17 protein-coding genes are annotated in these 16,553 nt (G+C 41.7%); 1 reads left to right on the top strand and 16 read right to left on the bottom strand.

Going from position 1 to position 16,553, the window contains the following annotated elements; translation table 11 throughout:
* Positions 1-80 precede the first annotated feature (80 nt).
* The 13 genes from CQZ96_RS18795 to CQZ96_RS18735 are packed head-to-tail and all read right to left on the bottom strand — an operon-like array spanning position 81 to position 12,173.
* Positions 81-1,721, bottom strand: a complete 1,641-nt coding sequence (locus CQZ96_RS18795) for a thiamine pyrophosphate-binding protein (protein WP_056513148.1) — start codon at positions 1,719-1,721, stop codon at positions 81-83.
* Positions 1,722-1,759: 38 nt separating this feature from the next.
* On the bottom strand, positions 1,760-3,226 hold the full coding sequence (locus tag CQZ96_RS18790; RefSeq protein WP_004717613.1) for an aldehyde dehydrogenase: 1,467 nt from the start codon (positions 3,224-3,226) through the stop codon (positions 1,760-1,762).
* A gap of 12 nt (positions 3,227-3,238) precedes the next feature.
* Positions 3,239-4,030, bottom strand: coding sequence for an aspartate dehydrogenase (locus CQZ96_RS18785; protein WP_105713504.1), 792 nt, complete (start codon positions 4,028-4,030; stop codon positions 3,239-3,241).
* Between the two features lie 9 nt (positions 4,031-4,039).
* A complete protein-coding gene (locus CQZ96_RS18780; protein WP_105713503.1) occupies positions 4,040-4,834 on the bottom strand; it encodes an SDR family oxidoreductase in 795 nt (264 codons plus the stop codon).
* Positions 4,835-4,854: 20 nt separating this feature from the next.
* The gene (locus CQZ96_RS18775) at positions 4,855-5,667 is read right to left on the bottom strand and encodes an alpha/beta fold hydrolase (RefSeq protein ID WP_105713502.1); all 813 of its coding nucleotides are present in this window, start codon (positions 5,665-5,667) and stop codon (positions 4,855-4,857) included.
* A gap of 42 nt (positions 5,668-5,709) precedes the next feature.
* Entirely contained in the window at positions 5,710-6,231 is a 522-nt protein-coding gene (locus CQZ96_RS18770) for a cupin domain-containing protein (protein WP_004717620.1), read from the bottom strand.
* 24 nt (positions 6,232-6,255) lie between these two features.
* Positions 6,256-7,479: an MFS transporter gene (locus CQZ96_RS18765; protein ID WP_004717622.1), complete on the bottom strand. Its 1,224-nt coding sequence runs from the start codon at positions 7,477-7,479 to the stop codon at positions 6,256-6,258.
* 40 nt (positions 7,480-7,519) lie between these two features.
* Complete coding sequence (locus CQZ96_RS18760; protein ID WP_105713501.1) at positions 7,520-8,731, bottom strand: NAD(P)/FAD-dependent oxidoreductase; 1,212 nt, start codon at positions 8,729-8,731, stop codon at positions 7,520-7,522.
* Positions 8,732-8,756: 25 nt separating this feature from the next.
* Positions 8,757-9,689 carry a VOC family protein gene (locus CQZ96_RS18755; RefSeq protein ID WP_004717628.1) on the bottom strand — a complete coding sequence of 311 codons (933 nt, stop codon included), beginning with the start codon at positions 9,687-9,689 and terminating at the stop codon, positions 8,757-8,759.
* An 11-nt stretch (positions 9,690-9,700) separates the two neighbouring features.
* A complete protein-coding gene (locus CQZ96_RS18750) occupies positions 9,701-10,465 on the bottom strand; it encodes an SDR family oxidoreductase (RefSeq protein ID WP_105713500.1) in 765 nt (254 codons plus the stop codon).
* Positions 10,458-11,525: an aromatic ring-hydroxylating oxygenase subunit alpha gene (locus CQZ96_RS18745; RefSeq protein WP_004717632.1), complete on the bottom strand. Its 1,068-nt coding sequence runs from the start codon at positions 11,523-11,525 to the stop codon at positions 10,458-10,460. The genes CQZ96_RS18750 and CQZ96_RS18745 overlap by 8 nt, the downstream gene beginning before the upstream one ends.
* A gap of 17 nt (positions 11,526-11,542) precedes the next feature.
* Positions 11,543-11,842, bottom strand: coding sequence for a recombinase-like helix-turn-helix domain-containing protein (locus CQZ96_RS18740; protein WP_004823462.1), 300 nt, complete (start codon positions 11,840-11,842; stop codon positions 11,543-11,545).
* A 25-nt stretch (positions 11,843-11,867) separates the two neighbouring features.
* Positions 11,868-12,173 carry a non-heme iron oxygenase ferredoxin subunit gene (locus CQZ96_RS18735; protein ID WP_034615827.1) on the bottom strand — a complete coding sequence of 102 codons (306 nt, stop codon included), beginning with the start codon at positions 12,171-12,173 and terminating at the stop codon, positions 11,868-11,870.
* A gap of 258 nt (positions 12,174-12,431) precedes the next feature.
* Between CQZ96_RS18735 and CQZ96_RS18730 the strand changes: the two genes are divergently transcribed.
* Positions 12,432-13,247 carry an IclR family transcriptional regulator gene (locus tag CQZ96_RS18730; RefSeq protein ID WP_105713499.1) on the top strand — a complete coding sequence of 272 codons (816 nt, stop codon included), beginning with the start codon at positions 12,432-12,434 and terminating at the stop codon, positions 13,245-13,247.
* A gap of 239 nt (positions 13,248-13,486) precedes the next feature.
* Here CQZ96_RS18730 and CQZ96_RS18725 read toward each other — a convergent pair whose 3' ends face one another.
* From CQZ96_RS18725 to CQZ96_RS18715, 3 genes are all read right to left on the bottom strand, one after another.
* On the bottom strand, positions 13,487-14,224 hold the full coding sequence (locus CQZ96_RS18725) for a PA1136 family autoinducer-binding transcriptional regulator (RefSeq protein ID WP_105713498.1): 738 nt from the start codon (positions 14,222-14,224) through the stop codon (positions 13,487-13,489).
* Between the two features lie 129 nt (positions 14,225-14,353).
* Positions 14,354-15,223 carry a glyoxalase III HchA gene (gene hchA / locus CQZ96_RS18720; protein ID WP_105713497.1) on the bottom strand — a complete coding sequence of 290 codons (870 nt, stop codon included), beginning with the start codon at positions 15,221-15,223 and terminating at the stop codon, positions 14,354-14,356.
* A gap of 469 nt (positions 15,224-15,692) precedes the next feature.
* Entirely contained in the window at positions 15,693-16,553 is an 861-nt protein-coding gene (locus CQZ96_RS18715) for a Vmh family MBL fold metallo-hydrolase (protein ID WP_105713496.1), read from the bottom strand.

The raw sequence follows: 16,553 nt of genomic DNA, 5'->3' as shown, positions 1-16,553 counted from the left end.
TTTTTATTGTATTTTGAGCAAAAAAAATTGCTGGTGAATTTACTGAACATCCGATGCCAACATCGAATGTTCAACTGGGTTTAATAGAGTTTTTTCTGCGGCGGTCCTGCAAAGTTCAGTGGTCCAATCGAATTCATATCCAATTCGATCACACTTGGCCCTTGAAAATCGACTGCTTGTTGAATCACGCTTTTAAACTCATCTGCACTGCCCACTTTCCAGCTTTTCACTCCCATTGCTTCCCCTAAGACTTTATAATCTGGGGTATGCAATTCGTTGAAATATTGACGCCCACCAAAGTAATTCTTTTGAATACCACGCATTACGCCATAACCGCCATCGTTCATGATCATCAGCACCATGTTGGTATTTTCTTGTGCCATGGTGGCAATCTCACCGATACCGAGCATCAAACCACCATCGCCCACGAGACCAATCACTTTTTTATCTGGATTGGCAATAGAAGCGCCAATTGCCGTGGCTAAACCAAGACCAATTGCCCCAGCAAGTGAGTGAATATTTTGATTCGGTGCTTGTACTGGAAATAGTCGGCTGCCCCAAGTACTGCCTGACATGGTAATGTCACGTACAAAGATACCGTCTTGTGGCAGTGCCGCACGTAAGTGATCACAGATCAGTGCATATTGATCCAGCTGAGTACGCAGTGCCTCAATAGCGGACTGTTTTGCTGCAACAACCGCTGCATCATAATCTGCATCAACTTTTGAGATACCGCTTAGCCCTGTGAGCACACGTTGTAATACATCTTTGGCATCAGCACAAATGAAGTTACGAACTTTATAATTACGTTGCTGCGCCACTGGATTGGCATCAATCTGAATCAGATTATCAGGGAACTGTACCGAATAGGTTTTGGTTTCATTGCTGCGTAAACGCGAGCCCACCACCACCAATAAGTCAGCCTGTTTTAACAGTTGCTCAACCCCTGCTGAGTTATGGAATGCACCTAAACTGCGTGGATGCTCATCTGCTAACACACCACGGGCATGGGTCGAAGAAACAACAGGAATCCCAAGATCTGCAATGGCTTTCACTTCATCAACACTATTTAACGTGCCGCCACCAATCCAGAAGATGGGGCGTTTGGCTTTTTTAACTTCTTCAACAATTAAATCAATTTCAACTTGCTCAGCCTGCGGTAATTCAAGCGCTTTGACAGGGCCTAAATTCAATGGCAAGTCAATTTCTGCAGCTTGCACATCAATCGGGAGCTCAACGCTTACAGGCCCCATCGGTACTGTGGTTGCAACACGAATTGCTTCACGAATTACACCCACTGCATTGTCTGGGCTGGTAATACGAAATGCAGCTTTGCTTGAAGCACGTAAGAAGGTCAGTTGATCTTTGGTTTCATGGATAAAGCTAGCATCACGATCAAGATATTCACGTTCAACTTGCCCAGTTAAATGCAACACAGGACTCCCAGCATTCATCGCTTCAATCAATGAGCCTACTGCATTGCCTGCACCTGCACCGGTACTGGTCAAAGCAACCCCTAAACCTTTAAAGCGTGAGTGACCATCTGCCATCGTGACTGCACCTGCTTCGCCACGCGCTGCCACAAAACGAATTTTTTCACGACGCCCTACGGCATCTGCAATTGGTAGGTTATGAATTGAAATCACCCCATAGATACTTTCCACTTGGTGTGCTTCTAAAACACGCGCGATTGCTTCGCCTACATTTACACGTTCTGTCATTGTTTATTCCTCGAAAACTTTTTCATTCCATGAATTTATTATTCACACCAAGGATTTGGCTGTTCGCTTAATCCCATATAAATACTTTTTTGCTGCATATAAGACAAAATACCTAAACGCCCTTTTTCACGCCCGATACCACTTTCTTTAAAGCCACCAAACGGTGCCGAAATAGAGAATTTTTTATAGGTATTAATCCAGACTGTACCGACTTCCAAAGCACGTGCAATTTGCCAAGCTTTACGGTAGTTTTCAGTCCAGATTCCTGCTGCAAGCCCAAAACAACTGTCGTTGGCTTGGGTGATTAAATCAGCTTCATCGTGATACTTCATCACCACCAAGACCGGACCAAAAATCTCTTCTTGACAGGTTTGTGCAGTATTATTTAAGCCCGTGATGATGGTCGGTAAGTAATAACTTCCTTTCGCCAAATCACCATCCGTCAGCGCTTGACCACCCACTACAACTTGACCACCTTCTTGCTTGGCCAATTGCACATAGGCATCGACAGAAGCCAAATGCTTTGGATTAATTAAAGAGCCCAAATGTACACCCGCTGTTTCTGGATGTCCCACTCGTAATGCTTTGGTAATTTCAACCAAACGCTTAAGGAACTGATCGTAAATACTGTGATGCACGAAGAGTCGTGAACCTGCAATACAGGCTTGTCCTGCGGAACTAAAGATCCCATAAGCCACACCTTTAGCAGCCAATTCAATATCTGCATCAGGCATAACAATCGTAGGGGATTTTCCACCAAGCTCTAATGAGGTGGTAATCAATTTATCTGCGGCAAGATGAGCCAAATGACGCCCTGTAGTGGTTCCGCCAGTAAATGAAATTTTGCGGACCAAAGGATGCTTTACGATGGCATCACCAATTACAGAACCACGCCCCACTAAAACACTGAGTAAGCCTTTTGGCAGTCCTGCTTGTTCAAAGATTTTGGCGAGTTCCAAGGCAATTAAAGACGTTGCCTCTGCCGGTTTAAGAATCACCGCATTTCCAGCAGCAATCGCAGGGGCAAGTTTTTGAACTTCACTGGCAATCGGTGAATTCCACGGTGTAATCGCGGCCACCACACCAACAGGTTCATGCACACTCATGGTCATAAAGTCAGCCGCACGTTGTGTGGTGAGTTCATCATTCAGCGTTTCACATGCTGCGGCAACATAGCGTGCTGTCGCGGCTGCACTCATCACTAAACCACGTGTTTCAGCCAGTGGCTTACCATTATCACGGGTTTGTAATTTTGCAAGCTCATCTACACGCGCTTCAATAATCTCTGCCACTTTATACAAAATACGCGCACGTTCATGTGGCATGCTATTGCGCCAGCCTGCTTGTCGCCATGCCAAATCTGCTTTTTCAATTGCTTCATTGACATCATCTAAACTCGCTGTAGAAATTTCAGCATTTACAGATTGATCTGCTGGAAACAGACTTTGAATCGTATTGCCTTTACCTAATCGCCATTCACCTGCGATATAAATTTCCTTTACCATGATCAAATCCTTTTAAATCTGAATTGCTTCAACGCTATTGCGACATGCACGAATCACGCTAAGCGCAGCCAAAGTTGAGGTTTTGGGATTGCTTGCCAAAGGTACACCCACCAATTCAATAGTCATTTCACCAAACACGCCTTCTGCCACAATGGTGTGCTTGTTCTTATTGGTTTTTGGATCAACCGTAAGCTCAACCATGGTTTCATCCATGCCTAAACCTGCGAGTGCAATAGTTGCTGCAACATTGGCATTGGCTGGAAACTTCAGTGCTGCTTCTCTGGCTGTACCACGAAAAAAAACCATAGCTTCACTGACCTGATCGAGATCAACCAATTGTTCAGCATAACTGCCACGCCAACTCTTCGGACTTTTACAGCCTTTATAGGTGACCTTTTCCAAACCACCTTCTTTTGCCGCAGAGATACCATCGATCCCCGCAATCGCACCCGCTAAAAGATGTAGATGGGCATCGTGTTGTTCCGCAGTCTGTTTCAGTTGAGAGAAAAATTCGCTATCGGCTAAGGTTCCCACTGAAATCAGACCAATAGTCCATCCTTTCTCTAACACCTTTTGGGTATGTTCTTTTACCGCCGCTTGGCCTGCCACTTCGATTACATAATCAGGCGTGCCAAGGCATTGATCAATCGAACTAATTACCTGTACCTGAGCGGATACTTGTGCCTGTACTTTTTCAACACTGCGTGCAGGCACCACAATCCATTTAAGCTGTAAATCTTGTGGCATATGTGCGTACACTTCTGCTGCCATTGCACCGAAACCAATCATCATCAACTGTTTCATGGGCACACCTTATAAATGTTTGTTAAATCCACCAGAGACATCCAAGGCTGCACCCGTGGTATAGGATGCCAATGGTGAAGCCAAGAACACCAAAGCGTGTGCTGGTTCTTCAGGTTTACCTAGACGTTGCATTGGAATACCACGGTTTTTTGCAATATTGCCTGTCCACTGTTCCCATGACGCTTGGTTATCTGAACGTGTTTCAAAACGGCGTTTCCACTGTGCTGACTCCACCATGCCCAATAAAATTGAATTCACCCGAATCCCATATTGGCTAAATTCATGTGCTAAGGAATGAGTTAAATTCAGCAAAGCGGCGCGTGCCGATGAAGTCGCGATCATGTGTGGTTCAGGTTGCAAGGCCAGTAAGGAATTGACATTGGTGATTGACCCACACGCCGAATTTTTTAAATCATTTAAAAATGCACGGACAGGATGCAAGACACTGAAATACTTCAATTCAATTTCTTTCATCCAATCTTCATCTTGGGTGTCTTCAAAATTGGATACACGCCCTTGACCTGCGTTATTGATCAACATGTCGACATTGCCTAAATTTTGATTGACCTGTTGTGCAAAGTGTTTTACATCTTGTTTGTCTAAAACATTGCAGGCTTGAGTAAAAATATGGGCTTGCGGATACTTTTCCAAAATATAATTTTTTGATTCTGCTAGACGCTGTTCATCCCGACCACACCATGCCACTTTGGCACCTTCTGCAACTAAAATTTCGACAGCAGCCAAACCAATGCCTGACGAGCCACCTGTTACTACTGCTACTTTTCCTTCAACTTGGAAGCTCATATTTTTCTCTCGTTTGAGTCTTAACGTGCCGATAAAATAATGTCGTTAAACTGTTGTGGTTGATCGACATAACTCAGATGACCTGCATCTGTAATCAGATGACATCGGCTCAATTGCATTTCTGCGGCAAGGTCTTGAATACCTTGTGCAGGTGTAATTTGGTCCTGATCGCCTGCAATCACGACGCAAGGAACACGAATATCTGTTAAATAATTTCTAATTTCGTCATAGGCCAACAAATACGATGCATGGGTAAAACCGTCTAAGGTCAAATCCTGCATCACTGCTGTGACCAAAGCCAAAGCTTGAGCGTCTTGTTTATAAATTAAATGCGGTCCACGACTTGCCGCCATGCCTGCATGACCTAAGCTTTTCAACAGCATTGGTCGTTTTTGATAAACCTGTGATTTGCTTTCCTCATCTGAACGTTGATAACCTTGTGCCACATTGGCAATCAGCAAAGTCTGTACTCGTTCAGGATAAAGATGAGCAAAAGCACTGGCCTGTAAAGCTCCAAGGGAATGACCAACCAAAATGGCTTGAGGAATTGCCAAAGCATCGATTAAACCCAACAAACGTTGTGCATAATCTTCTGCATTCGGTTGCGCTGTATTTAAACCTTCTGATAAGCCATAACCCGGTGCATCCCAAGCAATCACACGAAAAGACTGACGCAGTACATCGAGCTGGTTGATCCATGAAGCAGAACCCGAACTAATCCCATGTAGCAAAATCAACGGCTGGCCTTGACCCGCCTCACGATAGGCGTGTACTTGACCATCCACTACAATGGTTTTGACTGGATATTTGGCTAATCGATCAAGCAATGTCATGGCTGGATTCCTTTGCTGTAGAGCTGGGCTTTGTCGATTCAATCAACGTTTGATTTGCGACAATGGATGTTCTGGTGGATAGTTCGGAATAGTCGGTTTACCCGCACCTAACATCACACACATCAAGGCATCTTCCTGACCCGGATTAAACAAGCCACGGTAAATTCCAGGTGGAATTGAAATCAGATCACGCTCTTTAAGTTTGGTTTGAAATTTCTCACCGTTATGTTCGATAAACAGGTCAATCTCACCACGCAACATAAAAAACACTTCCTCAACATCATGATGAATATGCAAAGGCCCTTCGCACTGCGGAGGTAAAACCATGGTTGAAAAAGTGAAGTTTTCTGCTGGAACAGTGTTGCCATCATTGACTACACCTGTTGCACCCGTGCCCATATAACGCATTTGGGCACGACGATATTTGGGGTCATAGTCCGCTTGGAACTTCAAGGCATCAAAATCATATTTACGTGTTTCAAAACGTGCGATACGGGTATTTAACCAATCTTGTAAGCTTGTACCTTCAGGCTGTGACCATGATTCGAATTGTTGAGTAGTCATGTTTTAACTCCTAGATATCTTGAATTAATAACGTTTTAGTAAAGGAACTAAGAAGAACGATCCAATCACAGCAACTGCTGCTAAGAAGGTAATTCCTAAATTAAAACTGTGGGTTTGCATCACGATGTAACCGATCAGAACGGGTGCAATTGCACTGGCAAAATTACCCAGTCCATTAAAAATCCCACCCGCAGTCGCGCCCACATCAGCAGTGGTCACACGAGCAAGTAGTGCAAATATTGCTGCGACACCAAAGCCCCAAGCCATTGCGCTAAGAGACATTGCAACAATCACTAAAATTGGATCTGTCATAATGACCATGACATACATAAAGATGCCGGCCACCAATAAGCCACTAAAAACTTGAATGGCACGACGACCTAACTTGTCAGAAAGAAATGCACCAATCACTTCACCAATCAACATGGCGATAAATGGGAAACTTGAATAAATACCAAACTCTTTAAGGTTAAAGCCCTTGTCTTGAATCAGGTAGGATGGAACCCAACTGTTTAATCCCCACAGATAAGTCATCAGTGCAATATTGAAAATACACACCAACCAAAATGAACCGTTCTGTAATAGCACTTTGGTGTTATGGATATGCCCTTTAAAATTTACACGTTTACTGGTCGATTCCAGCTCAATGGTTTTCTTGAGTTGTAAATTACGTAAGCCAAACACAATCGCAATCAGTGCAATTACAGTTAAACCAGCCATTACAAAGAAGGTGGTATGCCAATCATGGTTTGCGAGAACAGCCGCGGTAATTGGAAAACCCAAGAAGGCACCGATCGGTGTACCCAACAAAAACATGGTGGAAGCACGTGCTTGCTGACGATCTGTATAGGTTTGTTTCACGATGGTATAAGCCAAGGCAAATAATGGGCCTTCAGCTAATCCAAGCAGAACGCGGAGAATCAACATCCCTGTATAGTTGGTGGTAAAACCCATACAGAACATGAGTATCCCCCAAGATAAGACGCTCCAAAACAGCATTTTTTTAGGGCTAAAAATATCGCCTAAGAAGCTTAAAAACACAGAGGAAAAACCATAAGCCAATAAAAAGCTGGTCATTAACCATCCAAGCTTTGCTTTGTCTTGGGCAATCCCCATCGCGCCCTGAAAGTGCGGGTCCGCAAATAAGACTGCGATACTAATTTTGTCGAAAAATGCCAGAACGACACAGATCATCAGGACAAAAGCAGGAACCCAATGCTTCAATCCACTTTTCTCTTCATTACTCATATTTCATTCCTTCGATTGAGTCATGAACCGGATTTAATGTTTACGGTTTTAATTTCATTACATTAAATTCAGGGTCTGCTAATAATTTGGGGTCTAACACGGTATTGGATTGCATCCAGCGCTTTGCCAGTTTGACCAGTTTTGAGTCATTGATCGCAATCATGTTAATCAAACAGTTTTGCTCATCCAGATAAAGATAACTGCACTGATCTGCTGCGTTTTGACGTAGCACAATCTGCTTGGTTTTTTCAGGTTGGTAAGTCCCTAAAATCTGAATATTGTAGTGATACTGGTCTGACCATAACCAAGGAATATCCAGATATTCCGTATCCATACCTAACATTGACTTTGCCGTGGCAATGGCTTGATTTTGCGCATTGGCCCAAGACTGAATGCAATAGCCCAAACTTGGATGTATCGCCACATCACCTGCGGCATAAATGTCTTGGTCTGAAGTTTGTCCAAAACCATTGACGACAATGCCATCTTTAACGTCTAACCCCGCACTCACACCCAGCTCTTTGGCAATATCTGCACCCGCACCCACCACTACACAATCAAACAGTTCACTGGCATTTGGATGATTCACCACTTCAACTTGATGTTGACCTGCTTCAATCAAATGCACATTTTTACTATTTAAATGGATCTGAGTACCTTGTTGTTGATGCATATTTTGCAAAAATTCAGATACATCAGGGCTAACGCTACGTGCACAAAGTCGATCACCGTATTCAAAAACATGCACTTGTTTGCCTTGTTTCCGTGCCGTTGCTGCAATTTCTAAGCCGATCCAACCACCACCAATTACTGCTAACTTTTGCGTATGTTGTAAGATTTCGGCTAAACGTTCGCAGTCTTGTACATTACGTAAAGTCACCACATTGGGAATAAATTGCCATGTATTGACTGGTACACGTGCTCGGCTTCCTGTTGCAATCAATAATTTGTCATAAGGCAAAACTTGACCGCTTTCTAAAACCACATGTTTTTGTTGGCGATCCACTTGAGTTGCCACAGCGGGTTTGTGCCACTCAATGTTAAAATCTTGCATCTGTTCAGCAGAGAACAGATGCAAACTGTCATAACTGGCTTCTTTGGAGAGGACTTGTTTTGACAGGGGTGGGCGTTCGTAAAATACCCGTTCCTCATTGGATACCACATGAATTTCACCTAGAAATCCATGTTGACGGAGTGTGCTTACTGCCCAACCCGCAGCTTGTCCTGCGCCAACGATGACTATTCTTTGCATAGCTTAATCTCCCTGTTCCAACTGCTTATACAGGTTTGACTTGACGACGAGTATGGTCATCTAAACCACCTTCAACCGCCCACTCAGTAAAGAGTTCTAAACAATGTTCTTCAACACGTGGTTGCCATTCTTCCGTCAAATAATCATCATTGGTGTAGTATTCAAATGCACCACCCAAAGGTGAGTTGACATACCAGAAGTAAGCCGAAGAAATTGGATGACGACCCGGACCAATAAAAGTAGACCATTCAGAACGGTTCATGTTTAAGCCACCGCCAATCACTTCATGAATATCACGCACCACAAAGGCCACATGATTGAGTCCAGCAGGTTTATTGGGTACCGAAAGCAAAAACAAATCATGGTGATAGCCTTTGCCACGACAACGTAAAAAAGCACCACGATTACGATAAGCATCCGATAAGAAGAAACCGAGCTTTTCGATATAGAAAGATTCTGTTTTTTCTAAATCTGGAGTAAAGAACACCACATGTCCAATCGCAACAGGTTGCCCTTTTTCATACACTGGACTAGCTGCATTGACACGAGTGATACTGCCGTATTGGTTAATCCCTTCAGTTTTTAACGCAGGTAGCTCTTGGGTAAAGCTGGCTTGAAAGCGAATGGTCATCCCATTTGGGTCTAGGCATTGCAGCATGTCAGCCGTGGCTTGATAACCATCTACATCTTTCAGGCGAGTCGCTAAATCAGCCAAATCCTGTGCTGCATCATCCAAGCCCCAAGTCACTTCACGTAATGTTGAACCTGACTCGATGGCCTGTGGTAGACGCGGATCATCACAATCAAATAAATAAATTTTACTGCCGTTCTGGGTTTGATAAAGATCCGTACCCTCAATATCTGATTGGCTTGGCTTTAAACCAAAATCTGCCAAAAATTTATTTGAAGCAGCCCGATCCTCAACGCCAAACTTTAAAATCTCAATCCCTGTAATCATGAAACAATTCCTTAATTAAAGACAAAACCACCATTTACGGGAATATTCTGTCCAGTCACAAATGAGGACAAATCCGAAAGTAAATAAAGTGCTGTTCCGTTCAGATCCTGTGGTAACTGCTGACGTTGAATCGCACGACCATTTACATATAAATCATGACGATCTTGCGGTACATATTCTGTTGCTTCAACCAGCGTCAATCCTGGAGAAAGCGTATTGATACAAATATTAAATGGCCCTAACTCTCTTGCCATCGAACGGGTCATTGCCAGCAAAGCACCTTTACTTGCAACATAAGCCATCAAGTTAGGTGCGCCCCATAAAGCCGTATCCGATGCCACATTAATCACCTTGCCTGCATCGGACTGCTTGAGATATGGCACACATGCTTTGGTGACCAACCACGTCCCTTTGACATTGATGTTCATGACCCGGTCCCATAGATCGGCGTCATAATCCATCAAGCTTTTACCACCCACATTGGTCGCAAGTGCAGCGCAATTCACCAAACCATCTATTCCAGCTAAATGTTCAGCTGCTTGCTGAACAGCCTGTTGAATCGAATCAGCATTGGCCAAGTCAATCGTGACCGCAGTCACCTGTAGACCCTGTGCCTGCAATACTGCTGCTTCTTGTTGCACAAGATCTGTCAAGATATCCGCCATGACCACTTGAGCACCTGCTTCGGCAATGGCCTGTGCAAAGTCTCGTCCCAAGCCTCTTGCTGCGCCTGTAACAAAGACTTTCTTGCCCTGCAACAATGCGACATTAACCATGAACTTGTTCCTGCATTTCAATACGGTTTGAGCTATTCAAGCTCGCAATTTTCTTTAACTGCTTTTCCGCTTCTTTTTTCATTAAACGGCGTAAGCGCGATAAACCGACATCATGTTGATAGAGGAATTCATGTTGACGTGCGTTTGGCGCAAGATTTTCTAAAATAATTCGATCTTGTTCCAAGACATCCCAATGCAATTTTTCTAAATGATTGCGGTAAAGAAAACGCCAGACATTACGCTGCCAACCACTAACTTTACGACAACGCCAGAAGAAAACACGGGTATTTTGAGCATCAATCGGTGTGGCATAACCCACAATCCAAAACTCACCGCCTGGACCAAAATCTTTACGATAAGGAATCGAAAGACGCAACCAACTTGCACCAGTATTGGCATATTCAACCCAGTCAAAATTGACCCCTGTTTGCCCTTCTTTTTCAAAGACAAAACCATTTTCAGTTGAGCGGTGTTTCATTTCTGCAGTACGCTCACCGTCCGCCATTGAGTGCGAGGTACAATGCAAATAGGTGCCATGCATTGGATCCATTACATTATCAATCGCATATTGATGATTGACCTTCCAATCTGCTTGGCATAGGAATGAACTCCACTCCCCACTCGCCAATTGCTCAGGAAAATCAAGTGGTTTAGCGACTTCATTTGGATCAATGCCAAACCACAGGAAAATTGCACCATGTTGCTCAATCACTGGGTAGCTTTTCACACAGGTTGTGCCTTTCATTGGGCATTCATGTACTGCAGGTACATCTTCAACCTTGCCATCATGGCGAACTTCAACACCGTGATACCAACATGCCACGCGATTACCTAAGTTCCAGCCTAAAGAAAGACGTGCACCACGGTGCGGACAACGATCTTCTAAAGCATGCACCTGACCTTGGTCATCACGCCAAACCACGATATTTTCACCTAAACGGGTAATACCCACAGGATTGGCTGCGACTTCCCAACTAGCCAGTACAGGATGCCATTGATCACGTAAACCTAAATCTAAATACTCCTCAACACTCGGAGTCACTGTTACTGCTGCATTCATCACTGTTCTTCCTTGAATCAATAACCTAAACGTTGCATTTCTTCAGAAAATGTTTCAGAAGTCCAAAGTTCACCAGACTCGCAACGAAAACCTTGTTGATTTAAAGATTGAACTAAATCAGTAAGTTCTGTTACGCCTGAAGAAAAGGCTTGAATTAAATGTTGAACAAAATCCTGCTCATAGACTGTTGGCACTTTATAACGTGTTTGCCAAACCAGAAGCTCTGGCTGTCCCGGTATTTGAATATTGTTAATCCCTGCTTCGGTCGCTGGCGTGGCATGAATCCAGTTCGCTAGCTTCTCATTAAATGTTTTCATGAGATTCCATCCTTATAAATAAGACTTATAGTTGAATTTGAACGTCCTGCCCTTCAACACGTACGGGATAAGTACACAAATCACGACATCCCGGTCCACTCTTTAGCTCACCTGTTTGAATATCAAAAATTGCCTCATGTAATGGGCATTCCACGGTTTGATCTTCAATAAAACCTTCTGTTAGTAACGCAAAGGCATGTGGGCAAACATTCTCGATCGCAAAATAATTGTCATCGATAAAAAAAACACCAATTTTCTTACCCTCGACTTCTATGGCTTTCGGCTCGTCTTCGGTAATGTCATCTTGCTGACAAACTGAGATCCAACTCATTTTTGCATCCTTATTTGTTTTATATATAAAACTTAATTTAGCATTTAAAACATAATGAATAGCATAAGCTTTGATCATTTTGCTTGTCAAATACTATATTTTCATGTTTTTCAATGTATTAATAAAAAGTTATATTTTTAGATGTTTCTTAATCAAAAAAATGTTTTATATATAAACATTGAGATTAGAAAAATTGATGATTACTATAGTGGTATTCCATGTGCAGGAATTCCAAAATAAACACAGGGCAACTTGGCAATGAACTTAATAAATGATGCTCTCTTGGAGCAAAATGCTGAACCCAATAATGATGAACGTTATTTAGTACCGGGTTTGGTGCGTGGCTTAGCCATTTTAAAATTATTTGATCAACAGCATCAGGAAATGACCATTTCTGAAATCGCAGAAAAATTAGATGTAAACCGTTCGAGTGCTTTTCGTTTAATCCACACTTTAGAGTTTTGTGGTTATTTAAGAAAAATGTCGCAAAAGACTTATGCGCTGAACAGCAACGTGATGGAACTTGGTTTTAACAGCTTATCCAAATCATCGCTGACTGATCTGGCTAGCCCCATCATGCGTGAATTACGCGATAAAATTAAAATTGCTGTGCATCTTTCGATTTTAGAAGACACCGATATTGTCTTTATCAGCAATGCCCAATCTATTGGTTCATTTACCAGTAATGTGCATATTGGTACACGTTGGCATGCCCATGCCACCGTAATTGGACAATTAATTTTATCTCGCCTTTCCGAGGCTGAAGTGGTTAAGCGTTATGAACATTTTACCGATTGGAAAGTCTATTCTGATCGTACACCACGTGATTTGGCGAGTTTATTAGAACGTTTAAACTATGTCCGCAGTCAGGATTTTATGATCAGTTGGGGGCACTTTAATACCGATATGGCTGCCAGTGCTGCACCTATTTATAGTCAGGCAACTCAAGAAATCGCTGCCGTATTATCTGTAAGCTGCCCATTGAGCACCTATACAGAAGATTTATTTAGAGGTGAAATTTCTCAAAATGTAGTTGAGTATGCTGATAAAATTTCAAAATTTATTTATTTTTAAGCATTGATAAATCTAATTACTTCAATTTGGGCATAGTGAAGACTAACCAAATTTTCTACACATACACGCCAAATAAAGAATCCTTCTGGTTTTTATTTGGCGATCATTATTATTTTATTTCTTTTCTTCTTTTTTTTGAGGGGGGCTTAAAATCTCAATGCTCACGCTATGCTTCTTAAAAGAATCGCTGCGCTTTTGGCTAAACCTGAATGTTTAAAAGTCGCAAACATTGGGCTGCTTTATAATTCAATTTCTCTACTGATGATGGCAGAAGCAATTGCTTGAGCAGTAGATTTTACTCCTAAGCGCTTTCTTATACTGCGTAAATGATTTTCAACAGTTCTCTCTGAAATTTTTAAAATGTCGGCAATCTCAAAATGCTTTTGACCCACTGCTGCCCATTTTAAAACTTCTTTTTCACGTTTGGTCAGTATTTTTTTATGCGCAATTCTATGCTTTTGTTTATGTAAAATTTCACCAAAGGCAATATTACAAACCATCTGTACTGTGAGTTTAAAATCAGCACCCATATCCGAAATTTCACCCGCAAATGAAATTGCACCCTCTAAACCTGTTCGACCAAATACGGGCACTTGTATTCCATTGACCTCACCAAGATGCAGAGGGCTTTTGATAATCCGATAGGTTTCTTTTGCAGTTTTTTTATGCAAGCTCTTTGCCCAAAAAAAGGCTTCATCGTATTCAAAAATATGCTTGGTGATTGGGCAGCGGCGTAAATAAACTTCACGCTCTTCGATATTGCTGCGATCAACCCAGTTACCATGCACAAAGAAAACTTCATCAATCCATTCATGTTGGTTTTGAGGTGAAACACTACATACAATAATCCGATCAAAATTTAGCTGAGCAGCAAATCCCACCAGAATTTTAAATAGACTTTCGAGGTCACGTGCTTGTCTCAATTGGTGAACAGTCTGAAACAATAAATCAGCCAGTTGATTGCTTGCAAGTCTCATAAAGCCGTCTTCTCACTAAACTGAACGCTTAAAACTAAAAATATTGAAGATCAGCAGCAAATCGCCTCTAGATCTCCAATATTGAGATAAAAAGTTGCGTCTAAATAGAAACAACCTCTTGATTGATGCTTATACCAATTCAGGATCAGCCAATAATGTTTCAGCGGCTAACTTACCTAAATTATGCGATGCCAAAGGACTGTCTCCAGTCAGAAGTTTTCGGTCTTTATGGACCTGCCCTGTAATACCTTTATTTAGGATTTTAACGCCTAATTTATCGAGATTTTCACCCACCAACCATTGTAATGGTCCCGGCATATAACCAATTTCAATATTTGCGCCTTTATCTAAAAAGTCAGGAAATACACAAATTTCATAATCTTTAAATATATAGTTTTCTGGTTTTTCATCGACGGCTGCGGCAAGTAAAGCTGCGGGTCCATGACACAGTGTAATCACATATTTATCGTTGTTTATCGCCCATTCTAAAACTTTTTTTACACTTTTACTTTCAGGAATTTTCGCGAGTACACCATGACCACCGGGAATGAAAACCCCTGCATATGGCGAGTTTCCAGCAATGATCTCGTCCAAAATATCATCAAGCTTTAGCGGTTTTTTAAGTTTTTCAGCATACTTTGCATAGGTATCTAAAACTACCTTATCTTCATTCGGCATCGCCCACATTTCCAGCTTGGCAGGATTGCCTGAAAGCGTTGCAATATCAAACTCAAAGCCTGCATTGTCTAAATGAAATACTGGGAGTAACATTTCAACTGGATGATTTCCTGTAGAAAAGAATTTTCCGTTCTGCATCAGGATATAGCGCTCATCCGTTGCAATCATCAGAATTTTTTTGTCGCCACGATATGGGTTGGGATAAGTCGTACCGTCATAATCTGTTTTCGATGCGGTGTACTGGCTTAAAGAATAAGGGGATGGAAAAAATGCATTATCTTCAGCAGTATCTGGTGTAGGTATTTTACTTAGTTCAGTCATTTTTTACTCCAAGCGTTCTTATAGAGGATATATTCAACATGCACAGTATATTCTGCCCTAAAAAGATTTTTGAATGAGGGAAAACCCCTATTCCTACATTTTTAAAACATATGCTGAATTCAATTTTAATCACGCTATCGCTGCCAATAAACCCTGTTTTATTAATATTAAGTATCTGATTTTTATTTAATTAGATTTTAAGAAAGTTTTATATTTTCTACGATCCATACTCACGCTCGATACAGAAATACAACGTAGAGATGAAATGAAATACTGTGAGAGATTTTTTAAATGTTGATTGTGTATTAGACTTTGAAACTCAAAATTCCGCTTAGAAAAAATCAATGGCTTCAATGATGAAACTTAACCATGATCTTAGATTAAGTTTCACCTGATTAGATTAACCCATTATCCTCGTTCACAAACAATGACGAAGTTCATGAATTTAAAACAACAGGTCATCGTTAAATTATTTCCATTCCATCTCACCCGTCAACACTTTAGAGCTTAACTCCAAAGAACTTTCTTCGGCCAAGTTCGGGTATTTTTCTTTTAAAGCAGCAATCACTGATGCTGAATCTTTATGATCTTTTAAAACTTGATCAACATCCACAAGGTATTGATAAGTAAAGTCGATTGCTTGAGTTCCTGTTGGAATATCACCAATATAATGTCCAGGAATCACTGCACGTGGATTTAAACGATTCATTTTTTTTAGCGTTTTTCGCCACTCGTTACGTTCTTTTTCAGTTTGTGCATCTGCTGTCCACAGATGAATCCCTGAAGATAACCCTACACCACCTAGAATTGTACGATTGCTTGGAACCCAAAGATAAGATGCGTATTTACCCGGTGATTTGATCTCAATTTTTTCACCTTCTAGTACAATGGTTTTATCTTCACTGGCACTCGGTACAATCACTTGAGATGGCGCACCATTTTTTAAGATAGGTCCCCAATAAGCAAACTTGCCTTCTTTGGTTGCTTCAATATGTTTAACAACTTCTGGGGTTGCAATCACTTTTGCATCTGGAAACGCTTGTACCAGTGGCTCTAAACCAAAATAAAAATCTGGATCACCCGCTGTAATCACAATATATTTAAGGTTTTTACCGCTGTCTTGAATGATTTTAACCAAGTTCTTTGCATCGTTAACACTGAATTGTGCATCGACCAGCACTGCATCTTTTTCACCCGAAATAAGTGTAGATGTAACTGGAAAAATGCCTTGTGCTTGTGGGTTATAAACTTTATAGCTTAACTCTGCTGCAAATGCAGAAGCACTCAACATCACTGAACTTGCAAGAAGTGTTTTTAAGAATAATTTCAT

The organism is Acinetobacter sp. MYb10 (genome assembly GCF_002980175.2).
GTDB classification, from domain to species: domain Bacteria; phylum Pseudomonadota; class Gammaproteobacteria; order Pseudomonadales; family Moraxellaceae; genus Acinetobacter; species Acinetobacter guillouiae.
This window is presented reverse-complemented; position numbering and strand designations above follow the sequence as displayed.